Genomic DNA, 18,299 nt, shown 5'->3' on the forward strand with positions numbered 1-18,299 from the left:
CAAAAAGTAACCAAAAAACGCTGCGGGTATGACTCACCCACATGGGTTACAAATCAGTTCACGCACATAGGTAACAGTCTTTAACTGGCATGGTCGGTTTTCGAGGATCTGACCATGCCGTGGCGAGAGCTAACACCTATGGACCTGAAAATGCTTTTCATCGCGGATTATTTGCAGGGGCCGCCTAGCTTCAGCGCTCTGTGCGAGGCCTACGAGATCAGTCGCAAGACCGGCTACAAATGGGTCGAGCGATACGAGAAAGAAGGCCCTGCAGGACTGGAGGAGCGCAGTCGACGGCGGTTGACCCAGGACTGGGTTGTACCCACCGCTGTCCGCGAGGCCATTGTCGAATTGCGCAGTCAGGGGGAGACGGAGCCTGGGCCGAAAAAAATCCAGGCAGCGTTGCAGGAGCGCTTTCCTGATCAGGCGCCGCCCTCAAAGACCGCGATCTACAACATCCTCAAGAAGGCCGAACTGGTCAAGCCGCGGCGTCTGCGTCAGCGCGTGGCCATCTATCCCAAGCCACTGGAGAAAGCGGAGTCGCCCAACCAGTTGTTCAGCGCCGACTACAAGGGCCAGTTCCTCACGGGAGCAGGTGTCTGGTGCTATCCGTTAACGATCATGGATCACGCCAGTCGCTTCTTGCTCGCCTGTCACAGTATGGCCAACACTAACTTTCTGGAAACTCAGGCGGTGTTCACTGAGGTATTCCGTGAAAATGGGCTGCCTGAGCGTATCCGCACCGATAATGGCGTGCCGTTTGCGAGCAAAGGGCGCGCAGGCCTCTCCCAACTGTCGATCTGGTGGCTGCGCCTGGGCATCATTCCTGAGCGTATCGCACCTGGCAGACCTGAGCAGAATGGTCGGCACGAGCGTATGCACCGTACACTCAAGAGCACGCTTCCATCACCGCCTGCAGTGGCATGGGAGGCTCAACAGCGGCACTTTGATCGCTTTCGACAGCATTACAATTACGAGCGACTGCACGAAGCTTTGAAACAAAGAACGCCGGCGTCCTGTTATCAACCTTCGCCGCGCCCATTCCCTGAAAAGCTGCCTGAGATGACCTATCCCAGCCACATCGAGAGCTTGCCAACTGACGGTTGTGGCTTTGTCAGCCGGCGAGGCTTGAGGATCTACGTAGGTTACGTGTTGAAGCACCAAACCATTGGGCTGGAGCAAATTGGAGAAGGTGTGTGGGATGTTATTTTCGGTCCAATCATCCTCGGTAGGATCGATGTGCGTGATGCCGTTGATGGCTATCTGACGCTCAAGGTGTCACCTATGTGAGTGTACTTTTATGTAACCCATGTGGGTGACCTGTACATGCGCTCCNAAGGTGTGTGGGATGTTATTTTCGGTCCAATCATCCTCGGTAGGATCGATGTGCGTGATGCCGTTGATGGCTATCTGACGCTCAAGGTGTCACCTATGTGAGTGTACTTTTATGTAACCCATGTGGGTGACCTGTACATGCGCTCCGATCATCCGGCCCCTGCGCTGCGCTCCGGGGTTCCCTCACTCCGGCCTTGCTCCCGGGAGGACCGCGCTGCAGGCCCCGTTCGGCCTCCTGAAGTCGCGAAGATCAAAAGCAAGATCAAGATCAAGATCAGGATCACGAGCAAAAGCCGGCGACGTGGTCACGCCAGACATACAGTTTACTACTGGCTATGCAGCACAGCTGGGTGCCGACCGGCGGATTGTAAGCACTGGAAGCAAATTTGCACCCGATTGCAGTTGCTCCACGCGACGTGGCGCCTTAGACTGCCGCCCCCTGTAAAAGAGTGCCGGTTGGCGCTTGAAAATTTCCGCTGCCGATGCCAAGGCGTCGGCGGCACCCGAATCGCCCCAATGCACATTTTTTCATAGAGAAATCGATGACCAAGGAACAGTTGCTGGCCATGTCGGCCGATGACTACATGAACGCTGACCAGCTGGCTTTCTTCACTGGCCTGCTGCAGTCGATGAAAGTCGAAACCCATGAACGCATCGAGCTCAGCCGTGCCACCATCGAAGGCCTGGACACTCCGTCGGACCCTGCCGATGTGGCGTCGGTCGAAGAAGAGCGTAGCTGGCTGGTCAATGCCATCGACCGCGACCAGCGCCTGCTGCCTCAGCTGGAAATGGCGCTGGACCGTATCTCCGACGAGAGCTTCGGCTGGTGCGATGACAGCGGTGAGCCGATTGGCCTGAAGCGCCTGTTGATCAGCCCGACCACCAAGTACTGCATCGAAGCGCAAGAGCGCCACGAGCAGCTCGACCGCCACCAGCGCCAGGTATAAAACCGCGCGCGGTGCCAAGCCTCACGGAGTAATCCCTGAGGCTTTTTGCGTTTCTTGCTGATACCGGTTTTGTTGCCCCGAACGTAACACTGCTATACCGCGAAGCGCTGTTTTCTCCCGGCGGGCAGGCGTATCATGGCGCCATCGTTAGGGTGCTAACTAAGTGCCGGAGGGCATGATGAATAGCCGGGTCGATGTAGCCGTGATGATAGGTTCGGGTGTGCCTGCTACCTTGCAGGCGCTGGGCAAACGCATCTGCTGGGTGGTACTGGTCAATGGCGAGCGCCGCGGCACCGCCTTCGCCACGCGTGAAGAGGCGCTGGAGTGCCAGGCTGCCTGGCAGCAGCAACTGAAGAAAGGGCTGGCTGCGTGAAATTGTTTATTGCCTCTCGACGGGTTTCGGTGTTTTCGGGCATATTTGTCCTACAGTAATGCGCACATGGATGCCAGGGCTTGTCTTCTTGCAGGCTCACTCCCGTGGTTGCGTTTTCTGGCGAGTGATCTCAGGCATCACACTTCCCAATCCGGGAATGAGCCAAACGCCTTCGGTTGAGGGCGAATCAGGCAAACCAGAGTAAAGATTCCTGCACGCTGCATCGTCAGTGGGCACAGACATTTCGTATATCGCTTTATTACTCTTTTCGCCTATCGATAAGAAATGGCCGTGCCTCCCCGAGCTTGGGTGAGGGCGGGTTGTAACCGGTTGAGGATTACTTCATTGGCAGTCAGCACTCTTGATACCCATGCGTTGTTCGCCCTGGGCGACTTGCGCGGTAAATTGGCCCAACTGTTCCAGGGCCGCTTTATCTACGTTACCGAACAGACTCCCGAAGGCCTTTACATGGCCGAAATCGACACCGAAGACGCATTGGTGGTCGATGACAAGCAGCGTCTTGAATTGAAAGTCGGCGACCACTTCCGCGCTGCTGTGTTGCCCAGCCGTGAAGGTGGCAAGCTGGAAATGCGCTTTCGCGAAATCAAACTGAATGTGTATGGCGTCGGCGATTATGCCTTCGTGTCGGTACCCGAAGGTGAGGGCATCGTGTTGCGCGAGGGGCATGGCGTGATGCTGGTTTTCGCTGCGCAACAGCAGGTGCAGGAAGGCCTGGGCAAATTGCTCAAGGCGGTGACCGGCAAGGTTGCCAAATGGCGCAAAGGCGAGCTGACCACCTTCAAGGCCAGTGAGTGACCGACAGGGACGATGCGCCTGCCACGCGTGTCGAGTTTCATCGACAGCACCAGGCAGATGCCGTGGCCGAGGCCGAACGTTTGCTTGCCAGGCGTGGGGAGCTGCAAGGTGCCTGGTTGAACTGGGTAGCGGGTGAGCTGTACCGGCTTGGCCCGCCCCCTTATGTCGCCATGGTACGGCGGGAACTGCAGCGCCTCAGCCAAGGGTGAGGCGGCAGCCCTTCAGTTACCGCGGTCGCGGCCGCTGCTGACTTCTTCAGGCACTGGCTCTTTCGACATGCGCTTGCGAAACAGCGCCGCCCGGGCCAGCAGCAGCGTGGTCACCGGCACGGTGATCGACAGCAGGATGGGGATCAGCCAGGCGTGCAGTACCGGTGCTTCCTTGAGCCACGAGAAGTAGATGATCGAGGCCAGCGCAACGCACCAGGCACCAATGGTCGAAGCCAGCGCCGGCGGGTGCATGCGCTGGAAGTAGTCCTTCAGGCGCACCAGGCCTATAGCACCCACCAGCGCGAACAGGCTGCCGGTCAGCAGCAGCGCGGCGGTGACCACTTCCAGCCAGAAGGGCAGTACCAGGGTTTCGGTCATTCGATCACCTCACCGCGCAGCAGGAACTTGGCCAGGGCAAACGAACCGACGAAGCCGAACAGCGCAATCAGCAGGGCACCTTCGAAATAGGTGTCACTGGCATAACGGATCCCCAGCACCAGCATGGTCAGCATGGCCAGGATGTACAGGTAATCCAGCGCCAGCACCCGGTCCTGGGCGGACGGGCCACGGAACAGCCGGATCAACGCCAGGCCCATGGCCAGGGCGAAGATGAACAGGCTGGCTAGGACGGCATTGGCGAGCAGGCCTGTCATTGGAATATCTCCATCAGCGGGCGTTCATAGGTGTCCTTGAAGTGCTGGATAAAGGCCGCCTCATCGTCCAGGTCGAACACATGCAGCAGCAATACGCTGCGGTCCAGCGCAAGCTCGGACCAGACCGTGCCGGGCACTACCGTGGTGATCATCGACAGTGCCGCCAGCCCATGCGCGTCGTGCAGGGCCAGCGGAATGTGCACGAACGCCGAGCGTGGTGGTTGCTTGCCAGCACGCAGCACGCCACGGGCCACCAGCAGGTTGGACATGATCACATCAATGCCTACCCGGCCGATCAGCCGGGCGATGACCATTGGCCGGCGCACGTGGGCATGCTGCGGGCGCAGTGGCGCCATCAGCAGTGGCGCCAGCACGCCAAGTGCGGCAGCCAGCAACAGGTTGCCGGGGCTGACCGAGAGGTTCAGCAGCAGCCACAGCCCGAACAGCGAAACCGATAGCAGCGGGGCGGGGAACAGTCGGTTCATGGCTGCACCTGTACGTCGAGCGAGGTGGGGCCGGGAATCGGCCGGGCGGCCATCACGGCTTCGATATAGGCATCGGGGGCCTGCAGGCTGGCGGCGGTGTCCTGGGTGTAGCGCAGCAACGGCTCGGCCTTGAGGCTGAGGATGATGCACAGGCCGAGCAGGATGACGATGGGCAGGCACTCATAACGGCGCAGCACCGGCGACGGACGCTCCTCGGGCTTCCAGAAACGCTGGATGCCGACGCGGCCGAAGGCGATCAGCGAGGCCATGCCGGACAGGATCAGCAATGCTACAAGGCCCCAGCCCGCCGCACTTAGCGGTTGTTCGGCTGGCACACCCAGGCCCTGCGGGTTGAAGAGTGCGCTGATCAGGTTGAGCTTGCCGACGAAGCCTGACAATGGCGGCATACCGATGATCAACAAGGCGCAGGCGATGAAACTGAGGCCGAGGAAAGCCATGGTCCACGGGATGATCTGGCCGATCACCACCTTCTGCTCGTCGTCGAGGTTGATGCCCTTGGGCGGGTGCAACGACTCCAGCAGTGGCGGCATGACGTCTTCTTCTTCGTCCAGCGGCACTTCATTGGCCGAGCGCGAGCGTTCGACCAGTTCGGCGAGCAGGAACAGCGCACACAGCGCCAGGGTCGAGTTGACCAGGTAGAACAGCGCCGCACCCGTCAGCGCCGACTGGGCAAAGCCGACGGCGCCGAGCAGGGTGCCGGCCGAGACCAGGATGCTGAGCGCCGCCATGCGTTCCAGGCGTTGTGCCGCCAGGATCGACACTGCTGCCACTGCCAGGGTGACCAGGCCACCGTACACCAGCCATTCGCCACCAAAATGCGCCGAGGCCCCGGCCTGGCCGGAGAACAGCAGCGTCCACAGGCGCAGCAGGGCGTACAGGCCGACCTTGGTCATGATGGCGAACAACGCAGCTACCGGCGCGCTGGCCGAGGAGTAGGCCGGCACCAGCCAGAAGTTCAGCGGCCAGATACCGGCCTTGACCAGGAAGGCCATGGCCAGGATCGCCGCGCCGGCATGCAGCAGGCCGCGGTCGGCCTCCGGTACCAGCGGAATCTTCAGCGCCAGGTCGGCCATATTCAGGGTGCCGGTTACCCCATACAGCATTGCCGCGCCGATCAGGAACAGCGACGAGGCGAACAGGTTGATGGCGATGTAGTGCAGGCCGGCCCGTACCCGCGCACGCCCCGAGCCATGTAGCAGCAAGCCATAGGAGGCTGCCAGCAGCACTTCGAAGAACACGAACAGGTTGAACAGGTCGGCGGTGAGGAAGGCGCCGTACAGGCCCATCAGCTGGATCTGGAACAGCGCATGGAAGCTGGCCCCTGCACCGTCCCAGCGGGCGCGGGCAAACAGCAGGGCGCTGAAGCCGATGACGCCGGTGAGGGTCAGCAGCAATGCCGACAGGTGGTCCACTACCAGGACGATACCGAACGGTGCCGGCCAGTTGCCTGGCAGGTAAACACCGATCGATTCTGCCTGGCCCTGGGTGCGTACCCACAGCAGCAGGCTGACCGCGATGGCCAGGCCGGCGAAGGTCGACAGCAGGTTAAGCCGCGCCTTGATATGCCGGTGTTTCTCGCCCAGCAGCAACATAACCGCCGCGGTCACCAGTGGCAGCAGAATGGGCGCGACAATCAGTTGGCTCATGCCATTCATTCGTCACGCTCCCGGCCATCTACGTGGTCGGTACCGGTCAGGCCGCGCGAGGCCAGCAACACCACCAGGAACAGCGCCGTCATCGCAAAGCTGATGACGATGGCGGTCAGCACCAGGGCTTGGGGCAATGGGTCGGTGTAGTGCAGCAGGTCCTGGGTGACGCCATCCTTGATGATCGGCTCCTTGCCGATGAACAGGCTGCCCATGCTGAAGATGAACAGGTTTACGCCGTACGACAGCAGGCACAGGCCCATGATCACCTGGTAGGTCCGCGGGCGCAGGATCAGCCACACCCCCGAGGCGGCCAGCACGCCGATGGCGACTGCAATGACTTCTTCCATCAGGCGGCTCCTGCTTGGCTGGTTTTCGATGAATTGCCCGGGCGGTAGGCACGCACCGACTGGTGCGCCAGGGCAGTGAGGATCAGCAGGGTCGAGCCGACCACCACGGTGTACACGCCAACATCGAAGAACAGCGCGCTGGCCACGTGCACGTCACCGAGCAACGGCAGGTGCAGGTGGGCGGTATGGGTGGTCAGGAACGGGTAGCCCAGCAGCATGGCGCCGACCCCGGTGAGGGTGGCGCACAGCAGCCCGGTGCCCATCCAGCGCAGTGGGCGCAGGCTCATCTGCGCCTCCACCCACTGGGTGCCAGCCACCATGTACTGCAGGATGAACGCCACCGACATCACCAGGCCGGCGACAAAGCCGCCACCTGGCTGGTTGTGACCACGCATGAACAGGTACATCGACACCAGCAGGGCGATGGGCAGCAGCAGGCGCACCAGCACCGCAGGCACCATCATGAAGCCCAGGGCGGTGTCGGTGGCATGACGCGGGTTGATCAGGTCGGTGACCACGTCAGGTGCCAGCTGGCGTTGTTGCGCCGGCAACTGCATGCTCTCTTTCGGCGGGCGGAAGCGCCGCAGCAGGGCGAACACGGTCAGCGCCACGGCCACCAGCACGGTGATTTCACCGAGGGTGTCGAAGCCGCGGAAGTCGACCAGCATGACATTGACCACGTTGGTGCCGCCGCCTTGGGGCAGGGCCCGGCTCAGGTAGAACGAGGAAATGTCGTTGGGCGTCGGCCGGGTCAGCATGGCGTAAGACAGCACGGCCATCCCGCCACCCACCAGCACTGCCAGCAGCAGGTCGCGCAGGCGGCGCATGCGCGCGCGCTCCAGGCTGCCCGGTAGCGGCGATACGCCTTCGATACGCCGTGGCAGCCAGCGCAGGCCCAGCAGGATCAGCACCGTGGTGACCACTTCCACCACCAGCTGGGTCAGGGCCAGGTCGGGTGCGGAGAACCAGACAAAGGTGATGCAGGTCATCAGGCCGCAGACACTGACCATGATCAGTGCCGCCAGGCGGTGGTACTTGGCCTGGTAGGCGGCGCCGATGGCGCAGGCGATGGCGATCAGCCACAGCGCGACGAACACGCCCGAACCCGGAATCTTGGGCCGGTCGCCCCAGCTGAGCCCGCTGTAGAGCATGGGCGTGAGGCCGGCAAGGAAGGCGGCGAGCACCAGCATGAACAGCTGCGACTGGAGGCGACGGGTGGTGAACAGGCGCTCGACGTGCCGGGCCAGCAGCATCAGGTGCACCTGGCCGTGCTCGAACAGGCGCTTGCCATTGAAACGCTCGATCACCGGTGGGTACGGGAAGCGGCCCAGGCGCAGTTGCTTGCGCAGCAGCAGGTAAAGCACGATGCCGCCGCTCATGGCCACCAGGCTCATGATCAGGGGCGCGTTCCAGCCATGCCAGATGGCCAGGCTGTACTCCGGCAGGGTACCGCCTACTACCGGGAGGGCTGCGGCGGCCAGCAGAGGGCCGACCGACTGGGCAGGGAAGATGCCCACCACCAGGCAGGTGAGTACCAGCAGCTCGACTGGCGCACGCATCCAGCGTGGCGGCTCGTGCGGGGTGTGTGGCAGGTCCTGCGCAGTGGGGCCGAAGAACACATCCACGGTAAAGCGCAGGGCATAGGCCACGCTGAAGGTGCCGGCCAGGGTGGCGATCACCGGTAGCGTTGCTTCGACCCAGGCAGTGGAACTGATGAACACCGTTTCGGCGAAGAACATTTCCTTGGACAGGAAGCCGTTCATCAGCGGCACACCGGCCATCGAAGCGCTGGCTACCATGGCCAGGGTGGCGGTGTACGGCACCAGGCGGATCAGGCCGCTGAGGCGGCGGATGTCACGGGTGCCGCTCTCGTGGTCGATGATGCCGGCGGCCATGAACAGCGAGGCCTTGAAGGTGGCATGGTTGAGGATGTGGAACACTGCGGCAACCGCGGCCAGCGGGCTGTTCAGGCCCAGCAGCAGGGTAATCAGGCCCAGGTGGCTGATGGTGGAATAGGCCAGCAGGCCTTTGAGGTCGTTCTGGAACATGGCGGCGAAAGCGCCGAGTAGCAGGGTGAGGGCGCCGGCACCGCCGACGATCCAGAACCACTCTTCGCTGCCCGACAGCACCGGCCAGAAGCGCGCCAACAGGAATACCCCGGCTTTGACCATGGTGGCCGAGTGCAGATAGGCCGAGACCGGGGTGGGCGCTGCCATTGCATGGGGCAGCCAGAAATGGAAGGGGAACTGCGCGCTTTTGCTCAGGGCGCCGATGAGGATCAGGGGCAGCAGCACCGGGTACAGCGCATGCTGGCGGATGGTGTCGCCGGCAGCCAGGACCTTGTCCAGGTCATAGCTGCCGACCACATGGCCGAGCAGCAGGGCACCCACCAGCAGGCACAAGCCACCCGCGCCGGTCACCATGAGCGCCATGTAGGCGCCGCGGCGGGCGTCTGCGCGGTGGTGCCAGTAGCCGATCAGCAGGAAGGAGAACAGGCTGGTCAGCTCCCAGAAGAACACCAGCTGGATCAGGTTGCCGGAAATGACCAGGCCAAGCATGGCGCCCATGAAGGCCAGGAAAAAGGCGAAGAAGCGCGGGACCGGGTCTTGCGGCGACATGTAGTAGCGCGCATACAGCGACACCAGCGTACCGATGCCCAGCACCAGCAGCGAGAACAGCCACGCAAAGCCGTCCATGCGCAGCACCAGGTTCAACCCCAGGCTGGGCAGCCAGAGGAACTCTTCGCGAATTACCCCCCCGTCGGCAATTTGAGGGTACAGCAGTGCTACCTGGACGGTGCCGACCAGGGCTACGAGCCCGGCAAGAATGGACTCGGCGTTTCGTGCGTTGTGCGGCAGCACGGCTGCCAGGCAACTGCCCACGAACGGCAGAAGCAATAGCACTATCAATGACATAGGGGCCTATTCTGGAGAAGTTTGCAAAGATCATACGTGCCGAGGGGGTGATCACCAACACGCAAGCTGTCGCAGAATCCTACAAACAGGCTGTGACAAGCTGTTTTTTTATAACAGTTTTTTACAAAGCATAGTCGCTGTTGCCATCTTTATAGCCCTGTCTGGCGCTCGCCTTCACCCTGGACGTCGAGTGCTTCGACGCTTTGGCGGGGGCGGCGCACCTTGAGTTCGCTGACGATCACGGCGATCACGATCAGCAGGCCACCGAGCAGTGCCACACCCGGCAGGCGTTCCCCGGCGAGGCGCCCGACGATCCCGGCCCACACCGGTTCACCGGCATAGATGAGGGTGGCACGGGTGGGCGAGACCGACTTCTGCGCCCAGTTCATGGCCACCTGGATCACTGCGCTCATGGCACCCAGGCCTACTGCGCTGGCCAGCAGCAGCCAGGAGAAGTCGGGGATACGCTCCTGAGTCGGCACGATCATCAGGAACGCCAGCAGCGAAGCGGTCGCCAGTTGCACCACGGTGACCCGGCGCACATCGACCTGGCCGGCGTAACGGCTGATCAGGATGATTTCGGCGGCGATGGCGACGGCGCTGACCAGGGTAACCACCTCGCCCTCGCTGAAGTGCAGGCTGCCGCCTTCCGGCCCGGCCAGCAGCATCAGGCCGACGAACGCCAGGCAAATGCCGATGCTGGGCATCAGGCCAGGCCGGCGGCCCAGCACCAGCCACTGCAACAGCGGTACGAATGGCACGTACAACGCAGTGATGAACGCCGACTGGCTGCTGCTGATGGTCTGCAGGCCCATGGTTTGCAAGCCGTAGCCGAGCATGATCGACACGCCGATCAGCATGCCGGCCTTGAGCTCGGTGAAGGTCAGCCCCGGCAACGCCCGCACCGAAACCACGCCTACGAACAGCGCAGCTGCGGCGAAGCGCAGGCCGACGAAGAACATCGGGCCGCTGACGGTCATCACGTTATGCACCAGCAGAAAGGTACCGCCCCACAACATGGTGATGAACACCAGCACCAGTTCTGCCTTGCTCAGGCGGAAGGTAACGGCGGAGGTCGGTGTGTTGCGGGCCTGGCTCATGGTCTTGCGCACTCGGAGGGGGCGGCGCACAATCGCCGCAAAGTGGGCAGTATACTGCGCAATCTTGATCAGTGAGCAATATAGTGCACAAAGATACTTCGCATCGGGCATCGGTGCTGCAACATGTCAGCCTCAATGTACGTAGCCTGCGCAACGCTGCGGGCATGAGCCAGACGGCGCTGGCCGAGCGCTCTGGGGTCAGCCGGCGCATGTTGGTCGCGATCGAGGCGGGCGAGAAGAACGTCAGCCTGACCACCCTCGACCTGATCGCCGAAGCCTTGGGGGTGGCGTTCAGCACCCTGATCCAGGCGCCTGACCAGCGCGATCCTGGACGCATCGAGGAACTGGCCTGGGCCGGCGAGCACTCGCAGAGCAGGGCGGTATTGCTGGGGACGAGCCCGGCGCGGCGCGAGGTGGAGCTTTGGGAGTGGACCCTGGCTCCGGGCGAGTGCTACTCCAGCGAGGCCGATGCCGAAGGCTGGAGCGAGCAGATCTATGTGGCCGAAGGGCAACTGACGCTGGTCATCGAAGGGGTTGAGCACTGCCTGCTGGTGGGGCAGTTCCATGTGTTCCCCAGCAATTGCCGGTATGCGTACCGCAACGATGGGGTGGTGGCAGTGCGCTTTGTGCGTAATGTGGTGATTTGACAGGGGCGCAAAGCGCCCCCAAAAATCTGAAGCCGATCAGCCTTTCAGCAGGTCATCGGTCTTCACCACGGAGGCATAGGCAAACGCCAGCGCAGCCATCGCCGAATCATGCACCTGCGCCGCCGGCACCTGCTTGCCGTCGAACTCCAGCGGTAAAGTAGCGCAGGCATCATGCGCCACGGTCACCGTGTAGCCCATGTCGGCCGCGGCCCGGGTGGCAGCATCTATGCACATGTGGCTCATGCTGCCAACGATGGTCAGGGCTTCGACGCCATGCCGGTCCAGCGTATGCTCAAGGTCGGTACCGAGGAAGGCGTTGACCTTGTGCTTGAGCACCACCGGCTCACCTGCCACCGGTTCAACCTTGGTGTGGATGGCCGCACCCTGCGATCCGGGCGCGAAAAATGGTGCATCGGCGCTGTCGAATTCATGCCGCACATGCACCACCAGGTCGCCGCGCTCGCGCGCCGCCGCCAGCAGCCGGGCTGCATTGTCGGCCGCCTGGTCGGCGCCATCGAGGGCCCACCTGCCGCCCGGAAAGTAGTCGTTCTGGATGTCGATGATGATCAGCGCCTGCTTGCTCATGCTGCCTCCTGTGGCAGTAGTCGTCGGGAGACGTTAGTTATAGGCTGTTTGCACAGACTTGAGGATTGGCACGAACGGCGCAAGCGGGCAGAAACCACTTGACCTTGACTTTACTTGAGGTTTTACCCTGCTCGGCATCGCCAAGCATGCGTCCGTAACCAGGAGAACGTCGATGTCGGCAAACCCTCATGCGCTGTGGTTCACCCAGATGATCGAATACGAAGTACCCAGCCTGTGCCAGCAAGCGCTGGCCCAGGCGCTGGTGGCGCGCAGCGAGGCGCTGGCCACGCGCTGCGAAGGGCTGCAGGGTGTCAGCATCCAGGCCAGTGACGATGGCAGCCGGGTGCTGCAATACCTGCAGTGGCAGTCACGCCAGGCCTGGGCGGCGGCGGCCGTGCACTTCGTCGAGGAACCTTTCCTTGAGCTGCTGGAGCAGCATCAGGCGCGTGGCGTCAACTTTGCCGCCTACCAGACCCTGCGCAGCCTGGTGCGTGGTGCCGATGGTGGCCTGCAGTGCGAGGTGGGTGAGCCTCAGGCATACCAGGGGGCGTAGTGCGGGTAGCGGTCCAGGCGGGCACCGATGACCATTTCGCTGACCCATGCCGCCAGGATCGAGCTGTAGGCCTTCTGGCTCGCTTCGCTGGACAGCGCGTGGTCGGCACCGTCGACGATGCGGTGGGTGAGTGAATGGGCGCTGACGAATGCCGAGCGGTAGCTCATCAGCGTGCTGTGTGGCACATAGTCGTCCTGCTCGGACTCCACCAGCAACACATCCCCGCCGAATTCTGCGCATGCTGCCAGTGCGCGATTGTCCGTCGGGCCCAGCGATTGCTGGCGGTAGGCGTTCAGGCGTTGGCGGTCGAGGGTTTGCTTGGGGGTGTTCCATTCGTCGTCCCAATACAGGGCGGGAACCCGCAGGGCCAGCCATTTGACTGGCCGCTCGCGGGTTAGCAAGGTTGCCAGATAGCCACCGTAACTGCTGCCGATGATGGCGATGGCACTGCTGTCCACCGCCGGATGACTGAGCAGCCGGTCGTAGGCCACCAGCAGGTCTTGCAGATTCTGTTCACGGGTGACCGTGAGGCGTTGGCTTTCGGTTTTTTCGTGGCCGCGCAGGTCGAAAGTCATGCACACGCAGCCCAGCCCGGTGATGTGTCGGGCACGGGCCAGATCACGCTGCTGGCTACCGCCCCAGCCGTGGACGAAGAGAATGCCCGGCATCTTGCTGCCAGGGCTGACCAGGGTGCCGACAATGCTGTCGCTGTCGACTTGCAGTTCAACGGTTTCACTCTGAACGGCCATGTTCGCGAATCCGTGCAAATTTGCTGAATTGTCCGAGTTCACTGTCGTTTCCTTGGTAGAAGAGGGTGGCGTCAGCGGGCAGGTCGGGGGTGCCGAACACTTCGTGGGTGGAGGCACGCACCCGCTGCAATGCCGGGTCATCGGCAAAGGCCTGCAGGGCCAGCAACTCGGCACTGCTGGCACCGCCCAGGCGCCAGGATTGCTCGAGCACACCGCTACGCAGGTGGCCCAGAGGGTTCAGGCCGCGAGCGATGTCGTAGTTGCGCCGCGAGGCGATGAAACCAGGGAAGTGCTGCTCGGCAGCCTGCTCGTAGGTGATGGCCTGGTTGATGGCCAGGCGCAAGTGGTCTTCCAGTGGTAGTTGCAGTAGCGCGTGGTAGTCGCCACGTACCACCACCAGGTCGGAACCGCCGTACACCTCCGTGCCCTGATGGTCATGGGTCAGTTGCTGGGTGCCGTGATAGCTGCAGGTCAGGCCGGCGACGCGCACCTGGCCGACGCTGAAGGTTTGCACGTCGCTCAGGTCTTCTTCGAGTACCAGCCCCCACAGTGCCAGGTCCTGGTCATCCATGGCGGCCAGCAGAGGTTCCAACGCGTTGGCCGTGGTGATGACCTGCTGCCCGCGGCCTGCGCAGGCCAGCACCGGCTTGACCCTCAGGGGGCCGTCGAGCAGCAGCAACTGTGCGGCGGTGCGCGCATCGGCTTTGCTGAACACGGTATAGCCGCGCAGCAAGGCGTCGCTTGCCTGCCGGGCGAAGTCATCGGTCCAGCCCGGCGGGAAGCTGGCCCCGGCCGGCAGCGGGTGGGAGATTGCCTTGGTCGCCATATAGGGGTGTGGTACCAGCCCGCCAAACAGGTCCTGTTCGCTGAGAATGCCCAGGGCGGCATAGCGTTTGGGGTCTATCAGGGTCTCGGTAGGCAGGTAATAGTAGTCATCGGCGGCGCCGGGCTGTACGTGTGGGCAGCCCAGCAGGTGGGCCAGGCCATCGGCAAGCTTGAGGTGCGCGCTGTGCTCGTGGTCGGGCGTGTGTTCGCGGGTATCGAGCAGCACTACGCCGGCTTTCGGTTCGCTGGCACTGGGCATGGTCATTTGCCTGTGTGCAATGAATGTACTGTGTGTGAAGCCGGTGTCCTGGGGAAGTTCACCAGAACTTGATCGGTGGTCCTGGCCCTTTTGTAGGAAGCGTCCTGTTGGCACAGGGCTTGGCGGGCAATGCATGCCGTGTCCTGGTCGTCGCGATTGCAGCGTTGTGGCGGCTGTTCCATTATCGGCGTATTGGATCAACCGTGATGTAGCCGCAGGAGAGCGCATGAACGTCCAGACCACCCTTGAGCAAAGCGTGCCGCAGCGCCTGGCGCGCGTGCGTCAGGCCATGGCCGCAGAGGGCATCGATGCCTTGCTGGTACCCTCGGCCGACCCTCACCTTTCCGAATACCTGCCCGGTTACTGGCAGGGGCGCCAGTGGCTGTCGGGTTTCCATGGCTCGGTCGGCACGCTGGTAGTCACGCCCGGCTTTGCGGGCTTGTGGGTCGATAGCCGGTACTGGGAACAGGCGGATTCCGAGCTGGCCGGCAGCGGTATCGAACTGATGAAGCTGTTGCCAGGCAAGCCCGGGGCGCTGGAATGGCTGGGCGAGAACGTTGAGGCCAACGGCAGCGTTGCGGTGGATGGTGCGGTCATGGCCCTGGCTTCCGCGCGCCAGTTGGGTGACCGGTTGAAGGCGCGTGGGGCGCGGCTGGTTACCGACACGGACCTGCTCAGCCAGGTCTGGGAGGGGCGCCCGGCGCTGCCCGGTAACCCGGTGTACCAACACTTGCCGCCGCACGCCACGGTAAGCCGGGCGGAAAAACTCGCGCAATTGCGCCAGGGCATGCAGGCCAAAGGGGGCGACTGGCACTTCATTGCTACCCTCGATGACATCGCCTGGTTGTTCAACCTGCGTGGCAGTGATGTCTCGTACAACCCGGTTTTCCTGGCCTTTGCCTTGATCAATCAGCAGCAGGCCATCCTGTTCGTTGGTCAGGATAAAGTGGACGAACACCTGCTTCAGGTGCTGGCGGTCGACGGCATCGAGGTGCGCGACTACAGCGAAGCCGGTAAGGCACTCGGCGCTGTTCCGGTCGGCAGTCGGTTGCTGCTGGACCCCGCACGGGTCACTTGTGGCTTGCTGGAGAGCCTGTCTGCCGAGGTGGTGCTGATAGAGGGGATCAACCCCACCACCCTGAGCAAGTCATGCAAAGGCGATGAGGATCTGGCGCACATCCGCCAGGTCATGGAGCAGGACGGCGCCGCCTTGTGCGAGTTCTTCGCCTGGTTCGAGGCAGGCCTGGGCAAAGAGGTCATCACCGAGCTGACGGTCGACGAGCAACTGAGTGCTGCGCGTGCCCGGCGCCCGGATTTCGTGTCGTTGAGTTTCTCGACCATTGCCGCCTTCAATGGCAATGGCGCCATGCCGCATTACCGTGCCACCGAGCAGTCGCATGCGGTCGTCGAGGGTGATGGCTTGCTGCTGATCGACTCGGGCGGGCAATACCTGGGTGGCACCACCGACATTACCCGTATGGTGCCAGTCGGTAACCCAAGCCACGCACAGAAGCAGGACTGCACCCGGGTGCTCAAGGGCATGATCGCCCTGTCGCGTGCCACCTTCCCGCGAGGAATACTGTCGCCGTTGCTCGACGCCATTGCCCGGGCACCGATCTGGGCTGACCAGGTCGATTATGGCCACGGTACCGGGCATGGGGTTGGCTACTTCATGAACGTGCACGAAGGGCCCCAAGTGATTGCCTACCAGGCGGCACCTGCACCGCAGACCGCGATGCAAGCGGGTATGATCAGCTCGATCGAGCCGGGTACGTATCGCCCGGGGCAGTGGGGTGTCCGTATCGAGAACCTGGTGGTCAACCGTGAAGCGGGCAGGAGTGCCTTCGGCGACTTTCTGCGCTTCGAGACCTTGACGCTGTGCCCGATCGATACCCGCTGCCTGTTGCCCGAGCTGCTGGCCAAGGAGGAGGTGGAGTGGCTGAACGGTTATCACGCGAACGTGCTTGAGCGTCTGGCACCGCTGCTCAAGGGGGATGGGCTGGCCTGGCTGCAGGTGCGTACCGCGCCCCTGTAAGGGCATATGAAAAAGGGCAGCCTGTGAGCTGCCCTTCTTTCTACTTGCAGATGACGATCATGCTGCGGCTGGTGTAGCCCGCCGGGTTGATGCCGAACAAGTAGTCACCGGCTTCTTCATCACTGTCGCCCGAGCGGGCGATGACCCGGTAGCCGCGGGTGCTGCAGGAGCTCTCGGCTTTGCTGTAGCAGTTGTCCCATGAAGAGGAAAGGCCGGAGCAATTGATATGCAGGCCCTTCTTGCCCCTTTTGACCTCAGTCTTGGCTGTAGCGGCACATCCAGCAATAGCCAAGATGGCCAGGATGAGAAAAATACGTTTCATTCCTGTCCTTAAATGCAGGGCGGATCAGCTGTCTGGCCCTGTCGTTATCGCTTCGCTTCTTCCTGAAAATATCCCCAGCGTCCGTGTTCGGTCCAGTAGATAGCGTAAAGGTGATGATTCTGTGACAGCTTAATCAGCGAGACGGGCGGCCACAATCACTAATCCTGTCTCAAATGAAAATATTTCTCATATCAGTCTGCGGCGACAGCCGGTGTGTGTTCCTTGCGCATGGACAGGGTGGTGCCAACCGAGGCAGCGATGATTGCCCCAATGGCCAGCCATTGGGTGAGCGTCAGTACCTCGCCGAGGAACAGCAGGCCGGACAGTGCGCCGAACGCCGGTTCGATGCTCATCAAGGTGCCGAAGGTGCGTGCCGGTATGCGTGTGAGGGCAACCATTTCAAGGCTGTAGGGTAGGGCGGTGGACAAGACTGCAACGGCCAGGGCCATGGGGATTAACGCAGGTGTTAGCAGTGCGCTACCCGCGTGGACGATACCGATGGGGGCGACGAAGAGGGCGGCGACTACCACCCCCAAGGCTGCACTCTGGATGCCGTGCTCGGCTCCGGCGCGTTGGCCGAACAGAATATAGAGTGCCCAACATACACCTGCCCCCAAAGCATAGGCAGCGCCCACAGGGTCGAGGGCCTGGCCGCTGTGCCCAGCCGGCAGCAACAGCAGCAGGCCGGCGATGGCCAAGGCAATCCACAGGAAGTCGATCGGCCGGCGCGAGGAGAAGATCGCCACCGCCAACGGGCCGGTGAACTCCAGGGCCACGGCGATGCCGATCGGCACTGTCTGCAGGGCCATATAGAAGAGGAAGTTCATGCCACCCAGCGCCATGCCATAGATGACCACGTTGCGCAGGGTGGTGGCGGTCATGCGTACCCGCCATGGGCGGAGTATCAGCAGCATGATGATGCTGGCGAAGATCAGGCGCAGGGCGGTGGTGCCTTGTGCACCGATGATGGGGAACATGCTTTTGGCCAGGGACGCACCGGACTGAATCGATGCCATGGCGATGAGCAGCAGGCCGATCGGGAATAGGGTAGCGGCCAAGCTGCGGGGCTGGATGTTCATTTAGGTGCGGCGATCCTTGGGCGGGGTTGGGTGATGAGCACTATAGTGCGCAATTGCGAGGCCGGGGGGCAAGGTGCGTATTTGGGGGTCAAGGTCTTCCTTTCTAAAGGGTGCTGGGTGGCCGCGATGCACTCTTCTCAGGTTTCTTCTAAATTATTGAAATTAAAGGTTGACCTCCTCGAAGAGCGCCCTATAATGCGCACCATTCCAACGCGGTAGCGAAGCAAAGCTAGCCACCATGTTGAGTCAAGTGTTTGAAGCTAAACGAGCTTCTCGGAAAAAACTTCAAAATAAACGCTTGACAGGCTCTGAGGAAAGCGTAGAATGCGCGCCTCGGTTGAGACGAAAAGCTCTTAACCAAACGCTCTTTAACAAATTGAATCAAGCAATTCGTG

20 protein-coding genes are annotated in these 18,299 nt (G+C 62.2%); 8 read left to right on the forward strand and 12 right to left on the reverse strand.

The window, feature by feature from the left end:
- The first annotated feature begins 114 nt into the window (after positions 1 to 114).
- The 5 genes from AK81_RS27065 to AK81_RS27085 all read left to right on the forward strand — a co-directional run bounded on the left by AK81_RS27065 (position 115) and on the right by AK81_RS27085 (position 3,680).
- A complete protein-coding gene (locus AK81_RS27065; RefSeq protein WP_043204285.1) occupies positions 115 to 1,290 on the forward strand; it encodes an integrase core domain-containing protein in 1,176 nt (391 codons plus the stop codon).
- Positions 1,291 to 1,877: 587 nt separating this feature from the next.
- Complete coding sequence (locus AK81_RS27070) at positions 1,878 to 2,282, forward strand: TraR/DksA family transcriptional regulator (RefSeq protein WP_016485822.1); 405 nt, start codon at positions 1,878 to 1,880, stop codon at positions 2,280 to 2,282.
- A gap of 178 nt (positions 2,283 to 2,460) precedes the next feature.
- Complete coding sequence (locus AK81_RS27075; RefSeq protein WP_012271507.1) at positions 2,461 to 2,655, forward strand: hypothetical protein; 195 nt, start codon at positions 2,461 to 2,463, stop codon at positions 2,653 to 2,655.
- 345 nt (positions 2,656 to 3,000) lie between these two features.
- Positions 3,001 to 3,471 (forward strand): hypothetical protein, encoded by a 471-nt coding sequence (locus AK81_RS27080; RefSeq protein WP_043204286.1) that lies wholly within the window; start codon positions 3,001 to 3,003, stop codon positions 3,469 to 3,471.
- Entirely contained in the window at positions 3,468 to 3,680 is a 213-nt protein-coding gene (locus tag AK81_RS27085; RefSeq protein WP_043204288.1) for a hypothetical protein, read from the forward strand. The genes AK81_RS27080 and AK81_RS27085 overlap by 4 nt, the downstream gene beginning before the upstream one ends.
- Before the next feature lie 12 nt (positions 3,681 to 3,692).
- Here AK81_RS27085 and AK81_RS27090 read toward each other — a convergent pair whose 3' ends face one another.
- From AK81_RS27090 to AK81_RS27120, 7 genes are all read right to left on the reverse strand, one after another.
- Positions 3,693 to 4,058 (reverse strand): Na+/H+ antiporter subunit G, encoded by a 366-nt coding sequence (locus AK81_RS27090; protein WP_016500629.1) that lies wholly within the window; start codon positions 4,056 to 4,058, stop codon positions 3,693 to 3,695.
- Entirely contained in the window at positions 4,055 to 4,333 is a 279-nt protein-coding gene (locus tag AK81_RS27095) for a K+/H+ antiporter subunit F (RefSeq protein WP_003250109.1), read from the reverse strand. Before AK81_RS27095 ends, AK81_RS27090 begins: the two co-directional genes overlap by 4 nt.
- The gene (locus AK81_RS27100) at positions 4,330 to 4,818 is read right to left on the reverse strand and encodes a Na+/H+ antiporter subunit E (RefSeq protein ID WP_043204290.1); all 489 of its coding nucleotides are present in this window, start codon (positions 4,816 to 4,818) and stop codon (positions 4,330 to 4,332) included. Before AK81_RS27100 ends, AK81_RS27095 begins: the two co-directional genes overlap by 4 nt.
- Positions 4,815 to 6,494 carry a monovalent cation/H+ antiporter subunit D gene (locus tag AK81_RS27105; RefSeq protein WP_043204291.1) on the reverse strand — a complete coding sequence of 560 codons (1,680 nt, stop codon included), beginning with the start codon at positions 6,492 to 6,494 and terminating at the stop codon, positions 4,815 to 4,817. Before AK81_RS27105 ends, AK81_RS27100 begins: the two co-directional genes overlap by 4 nt.
- On the reverse strand, positions 6,491 to 6,835 hold the full coding sequence (locus AK81_RS27110) for a Na+/H+ antiporter subunit C (RefSeq protein WP_003250128.1): 345 nt from the start codon (positions 6,833 to 6,835) through the stop codon (positions 6,491 to 6,493). The genes AK81_RS27105 and AK81_RS27110 overlap by 4 nt, the downstream gene beginning before the upstream one ends.
- A complete protein-coding gene (locus AK81_RS27115) occupies positions 6,835 to 9,750 on the reverse strand; it encodes a monovalent cation/H+ antiporter subunit A (protein WP_043204293.1) in 2,916 nt (971 codons plus the stop codon). Before AK81_RS27115 ends, AK81_RS27110 begins: the two co-directional genes overlap by 1 nt.
- A gap of 149 nt (positions 9,751 to 9,899) precedes the next feature.
- Positions 9,900 to 10,850, reverse strand: a complete 951-nt coding sequence (locus AK81_RS27120) for a DMT family transporter (RefSeq protein WP_043204294.1) — start codon at positions 10,848 to 10,850, stop codon at positions 9,900 to 9,902.
- An 83-nt stretch (positions 10,851 to 10,933) separates the two neighbouring features.
- On the opposite strand from AK81_RS27120, the gene AK81_RS27125 reads away from it, so the two are divergent.
- Positions 10,934 to 11,497, forward strand: a complete 564-nt coding sequence (locus AK81_RS27125; RefSeq protein ID WP_043204295.1) for a helix-turn-helix domain-containing protein — start codon at positions 10,934 to 10,936, stop codon at positions 11,495 to 11,497.
- Positions 11,498 to 11,533: 36 nt separating this feature from the next.
- Here the strand turns inward: AK81_RS27125 and AK81_RS27130 are convergent, their stop codons facing one another.
- Complete coding sequence (locus AK81_RS27130) at positions 11,534 to 12,082, reverse strand: cysteine hydrolase family protein (RefSeq protein WP_043204296.1); 549 nt, start codon at positions 12,080 to 12,082, stop codon at positions 11,534 to 11,536.
- Positions 12,083 to 12,254: 172 nt separating this feature from the next.
- Here AK81_RS27130 and AK81_RS27135 point away from each other — a divergent pair, with 172 nt between their 5' ends.
- Positions 12,255 to 12,635: an antibiotic biosynthesis monooxygenase gene (locus AK81_RS27135; protein ID WP_043204297.1), complete on the forward strand. Its 381-nt coding sequence runs from the start codon at positions 12,255 to 12,257 to the stop codon at positions 12,633 to 12,635.
- On the opposite strand, the gene AK81_RS27140 is transcribed toward AK81_RS27135, so the two are convergent.
- Positions 12,614 to 13,384 carry an alpha/beta hydrolase family protein gene (locus tag AK81_RS27140; protein ID WP_043204298.1) on the reverse strand — a complete coding sequence of 257 codons (771 nt, stop codon included), beginning with the start codon at positions 13,382 to 13,384 and terminating at the stop codon, positions 12,614 to 12,616. The two genes, AK81_RS27135 and AK81_RS27140, sit on opposite strands and share 22 nt — an antisense overlap.
- Positions 13,368 to 14,474, reverse strand: a complete 1,107-nt coding sequence (locus AK81_RS27145) for a DUF3182 family protein (RefSeq protein WP_043204300.1) — start codon at positions 14,472 to 14,474, stop codon at positions 13,368 to 13,370. Before AK81_RS27145 ends, AK81_RS27140 begins: the two co-directional genes overlap by 17 nt.
- A 220-nt stretch (positions 14,475 to 14,694) precedes the next feature.
- Here AK81_RS27145 and AK81_RS27150 point away from each other — a divergent pair, with 220 nt between their 5' ends.
- Positions 14,695 to 16,503: an aminopeptidase P family protein gene (locus AK81_RS27150; protein ID WP_043204301.1), complete on the forward strand. Its 1,809-nt coding sequence runs from the start codon at positions 14,695 to 14,697 to the stop codon at positions 16,501 to 16,503.
- A 40-nt stretch (positions 16,504 to 16,543) separates the two neighbouring features.
- Here AK81_RS27150 and AK81_RS27155 read toward each other — a convergent pair whose 3' ends face one another.
- Together AK81_RS27155 and rhtA are read right to left on the reverse strand one after the other, a co-directional pair.
- Positions 16,544 to 16,825 carry a hypothetical protein gene (locus AK81_RS27155; RefSeq protein ID WP_016500618.1) on the reverse strand — a complete coding sequence of 94 codons (282 nt, stop codon included), beginning with the start codon at positions 16,823 to 16,825 and terminating at the stop codon, positions 16,544 to 16,546.
- 191 nt (positions 16,826 to 17,016) lie between these two features.
- The gene (gene rhtA, locus AK81_RS27160) at positions 17,017 to 17,904 is read right to left on the reverse strand and encodes a threonine/homoserine exporter RhtA (protein WP_043204302.1); all 888 of its coding nucleotides are present in this window, start codon (positions 17,902 to 17,904) and stop codon (positions 17,017 to 17,019) included.
- Between the last annotated feature and the right edge of the window lie 395 nt (positions 17,905 to 18,299).

This window comes from Pseudomonas putida W15Oct28, assembly GCF_000708715.2.
Taxonomy (GTDB): domain Bacteria; phylum Pseudomonadota; class Gammaproteobacteria; order Pseudomonadales; family Pseudomonadaceae; genus Aquipseudomonas; species Aquipseudomonas putida_R.

Bases quoted from the DNA above. Each gene is read 5' to 3' on its own strand.
- AK81_RS27065 (WP_043204285.1), top strand. From the start codon at position 115: ATGCCGTGGCGAGAGCTAACACCTATGGACCTGAAAATGCTTTTCATC.
- AK81_RS27070 (WP_016485822.1), top strand. From the start codon at position 1,878: ATGACCAAGGAACAGTTGCTGGCCATGTCGGCCGATGACTACATGAAC.
- AK81_RS27075 (WP_012271507.1), top strand. From the start codon at position 2,461: ATGAATAGCCGGGTCGATGTAGCCGTGATGATAGGTTCGGGTGTGCCT.
- AK81_RS27090 (WP_016500629.1), bottom strand. From the start codon at position 4,058: ATGACCGAAACCCTGGTACTGCCCTTCTGGCTGGAAGTGGTCACCGCC.
- AK81_RS27095 (WP_003250109.1), bottom strand. From the start codon at position 4,333: ATGACAGGCCTGCTCGCCAATGCCGTCCTAGCCAGCCTGTTCATCTTC.
- AK81_RS27100 (WP_043204290.1), bottom strand. From the start codon at position 4,818: ATGAACCGACTGTTCCCCGCCCCGCTGCTATCGGTTTCGCTGTTCGGG.
- AK81_RS27105 (WP_043204291.1), bottom strand. From the start codon at position 6,494: ATGAATGGCATGAGCCAACTGATTGTCGCGCCCATTCTGCTGCCACTG.
- AK81_RS27110 (WP_003250128.1), bottom strand. From the start codon at position 6,835: ATGGAAGAAGTCATTGCAGTCGCCATCGGCGTGCTGGCCGCCTCGGGG.
- AK81_RS27115 (WP_043204293.1), bottom strand. From the start codon at position 9,750: ATGTCATTGATAGTGCTATTGCTTCTGCCGTTCGTGGGCAGTTGCCTG.
- AK81_RS27120 (WP_043204294.1), bottom strand. From the start codon at position 10,850: ATGAGCCAGGCCCGCAACACACCGACCTCCGCCGTTACCTTCCGCCTG.
- AK81_RS27130 (WP_043204296.1), bottom strand. From the start codon at position 12,082: ATGAGCAAGCAGGCGCTGATCATCATCGACATCCAGAACGACTACTTT.
- AK81_RS27135 (WP_043204297.1), top strand. From the start codon at position 12,255: ATGTCGGCAAACCCTCATGCGCTGTGGTTCACCCAGATGATCGAATAC.
- AK81_RS27140 (WP_043204298.1), bottom strand. From the start codon at position 13,384: ATGGCCGTTCAGAGTGAAACCGTTGAACTGCAAGTCGACAGCGACAGC.
- AK81_RS27145 (WP_043204300.1), bottom strand. From the start codon at position 14,474: ATGACCATGCCCAGTGCCAGCGAACCGAAAGCCGGCGTAGTGCTGCTC.
- AK81_RS27150 (WP_043204301.1), top strand. From the start codon at position 14,695: ATGAACGTCCAGACCACCCTTGAGCAAAGCGTGCCGCAGCGCCTGGCG.
- AK81_RS27155 (WP_016500618.1), bottom strand. From the start codon at position 16,825: ATGAAACGTATTTTTCTCATCCTGGCCATCTTGGCTATTGCTGGATGT.
- rhtA (WP_043204302.1), bottom strand. From the start codon at position 17,904: ATGAACATCCAGCCCCGCAGCTTGGCCGCTACCCTATTCCCGATCGGC.